A 2861-nucleotide genomic window follows, 5' to 3' on the forward strand; every position below is an offset into this window, starting at 1 on the left:
ACCAACACCGAAGAGGAAGCCGTGGGTCTCACCAGGATTGTTCCCTTCCTTGTGGAGGATGAACTGGCCGCAAAAGGCGGACGCTTCACGCGGGCCGATGACTGGACCTCTTATGTGGTGCAGGACGGCCTTCTGATCACCGGTCAGAACCCGGGTTCCTCCGAGGAAACGGCGCAGCGGCTTCTATCTGCCTTGAAGAGTTCGCAGACCAGCTGATCAGCAGCGTGCCAAAGGAAAGTGACCCAACCTTGCACACAGATGCCAGCGAGGGGCGGTCACATCCTCAACGCCGTCAGCAAACTGCCTGATGCAGACAGAGCGACCGGAGGTGTCGGCGTCACCGCAGCCATTCACCAAACCGTCTTTCCCCTTCCGGATGAAACACGATCACCCGCGATGCAGGCAGGTGACGCGCCCATGACAAGGCAAGAACACGATCAAGCACGGCCTTCCCGAGCCTTCCGGCCAGATGATGCCGCCGCTGGCTCCAGTCGAGGCAGGCGCGGCAGAGCGGCCGGTTGCTGGCGGGCAAGTCACCGTGCTGCAGCCCCAGGTCGGCCAGCCTCGCCCATCCCTTGTCCGTCAGGTCCAGATCGCGGCCCAGCCAGCCCTCCTCCAACATCCGGTCATAAAGCATGACGCCCATCTCTCCGGCCAGGTGGTCGTAGCAGATCCGCGCCTTGCGGAGAGAAAGGTCCCTGGGACCCGTGCGCAAAGGGGGAACGGCATCGCTGGAGAAGACCATCAGCGCTTCCAGAAGCGCGCCCACATGGGAGCCCGCCAGCCGGAAGTAGCGGTGCCGCCCCTGCGCCTCGACGACCAGGACCTCCCGCTCGACCAGCCTGGCCAGATGGCTGCTGGCTGTCTGCCTGGTGATGCCGCCAACACTTGCCAGCTCGGTTGCGGTCAGGGCGCGCCCGTCCATCAGGGCCAGCAGCATGGCGCTGCGGGCAGGATCGGCAACCAGGGCGGCGATGCGCGCAATCTCGGGACCTTCCCTCATGGTTCGACGCTAATCGAACCATCCCGATGCGGCAATCGGTTAGCAGGAAGGACAGCAAGAAGGGCCAGCCATGATCACCTGCATCATCACCTATGATATCGATCCGAACCGGCGCGACCTGTTTGACGACTACGCTCGGACCTGGGGCCAGTGCATTCCCCGCTGCGGCGCCGAACTGATCGGATACTTCGCGCCTCACGAGGGCTCGGCAAGCACCGCCTACGGCATCTACTCGCTGCCGTCGCTGGCCGAATACGAGGCCTATCGCACGAGGCTTGCCGCCGATCCCCTGGGCCGGCAGAACTATGACTTTGCCCGGCGCGAAGGCTTCATCCGCCGCGAGGACCGGCTGTTCGTCAGACTGGCCTCGGCACCGCATGGTGACCGCGCATGATCGCCGTCATTTTCGAAGCCTGGGTGCCCGGCGAAGCCCAGGGGGAATATCTGGATCTTGCCGCCGAGTTGCGGCCCCTGCTAGCCGACATCGACGGGTTCATCTCCATCGAGCGGTTCCAGAGCCTGACAACGCCGGGCAAGGTGCTGTCCCTGTCCTTCTGGCGCGACGAGGCAGCCATCGCGCAATGGCGTAATCTGCCCGAGCACCGCCGGGTGCAGGCTGCCGGGCGGGATCGCGTGTTTGCCGACTATCGCCTGCGCATCGCCGCTGTCGCTCGGGATTACGGCATGACCTCCAGAGATGAGGCACCAGCCGACAGCCGCCTGATCCATGCCGAGGGGAGACAATCCACCAATGCTGCGCGAACATGGGCAGGCAAGTCGCGCCCGGACTGAATGTCCGGTCAACTGCCCTGCCCTGGTCGTTCTGCACGATCTTTCGTGGGCCGAGAGCAATCAGGGAGTTCGCGGCACTTCAGTGACGAGGCCTCTCGCTCGTCCGGGCATAATCCTCTGTGGTCATGATCCGACAGTTGAAGAGCCTGCCCTCGTCATCCAGATCGCAGATCCACCAATGCCTCCGGGGAACAAGCGACACCTGGACCAGATGGCGACCCCGCTCGGAATATCGGATCCCGGTTCGAAAGCCACTGGCCTCCTCCGCGCTCTTGACAGCCCGGACGAGGCGTTCGTCCCTCAGCCGGGTGGCCTCGACATGGGTGATCATGTGTTCAGCTCCGTCAGGTTCCGCCGGCACGGTGGATTCAACTCCCGCGGGTCATTCCTGTTCCATGGGCTGTGTTTTCTCTCCCGCAACGGGCAGGCGGCGAGGCTCATAAGATGGGACCGTTGGATCTCAGGAGCCCGTGCCTGCTGCTCCCTGGCAAACGGAAAACAGGCTCGTCTGGATGCAGAAGACCGGCAATGCCCAGAAGCAAACGATCCCGCGTGTCCTTGACGACGCTCTCGATTCTTGGTGGCAGAGCACGAACACCGATCGATGATGGCCGTTTCAAGCCTATCCTGCTGACGGCCATGGCAGCACTAGACCGGCCACGGCACCCGTTGCCTGCTCCCGGCAGTCGGACTTCAGCCTGCCTTCTTGCGTGACTTTCGAGCTGGCTTCGTTTTCGACACGTCGCGCGCAGCAGCTTCGCTCTGCAGACGAAGCGATCTGAGCCGGGCGATCCGCTGGTTGCGTGCAGCGGCCTCGGCATCGATGATCTCACGGGCAGCGCGATCGGTGACATCGGCGCGGGTTTCCGAGCGCGTGGCCCGGAAAAGTGTCTTTGATGCACTCATGGAAGAAACTCCTCTCTTGCAAAGGTCATCCGATAGGAGCGACCCGGCAGAAAGACCGGGAAGAGATCGCATGCAGCTCTGCAGGAGTAATGAGCGAAAGTTGGTGATGCCCTGAGGGGCGGCATATCATGGCGGTGTTCACGCGCCGTCAATTCTCAGC

4 protein-coding genes and 1 pseudogene are annotated in these 2861 nt (G+C 63.1%); 3 read left to right on the forward strand and 2 right to left on the reverse strand.

Going from position 1 to position 2861, the window contains the following annotated elements; all coding sequences use genetic code 11:
• A pseudogene (locus OU682_RS23630) lies at nt 1-216 on the forward strand (type 1 glutamine amidotransferase domain-containing protein); the annotation flags it as partial.
• 121 nt (nt 217-337) lie between these two features.
• Here the strand turns inward: OU682_RS23630 and OU682_RS23635 are convergent.
• The gene (locus OU682_RS23635; protein ID WP_268944625.1) at nt 338-1003 is read right to left on the reverse strand and encodes an ArsR/SmtB family transcription factor; all 666 of its coding nucleotides are present in this window, start codon (nt 1001-1003) and stop codon (nt 338-340) included.
• Between the two features lie 70 nt (nt 1004-1073).
• Here OU682_RS23635 and OU682_RS23640 point away from each other — a divergent pair, with 70 nt between their 5' ends.
• Together OU682_RS23640 and OU682_RS23645 are read left to right on the forward strand one after the other, a co-directional pair.
• Nucleotides 1074-1397, forward strand: a complete 324-nt coding sequence (locus OU682_RS23640) for an NIPSNAP family protein (protein ID WP_268944626.1) — start codon at nt 1074-1076, stop codon at nt 1395-1397.
• On the forward strand, nt 1394-1795 hold the full coding sequence (locus tag OU682_RS23645) for an antibiotic biosynthesis monooxygenase family protein (RefSeq protein ID WP_268944627.1): 402 nt from the start codon (nt 1394-1396) through the stop codon (nt 1793-1795). The genes OU682_RS23640 and OU682_RS23645 overlap by 4 nt, the downstream gene beginning before the upstream one ends.
• A gap of 693 nt (nt 1796-2488) precedes the next feature.
• On the opposite strand, the gene OU682_RS23650 is transcribed toward OU682_RS23645, so the two are convergent.
• Nucleotides 2489-2701, reverse strand: coding sequence for a hypothetical protein (locus OU682_RS23650; protein ID WP_268944628.1), 213 nt, complete (start codon nt 2699-2701; stop codon nt 2489-2491).
• Nucleotides 2702-2861: the final 160 nt, after the last annotated feature.

The organism is Paracoccus benzoatiresistens (assembly GCF_026913015.1).
GTDB lineage: Bacteria > Pseudomonadota > Alphaproteobacteria > Rhodobacterales > Rhodobacteraceae > Paracoccus > Paracoccus benzoatiresistens.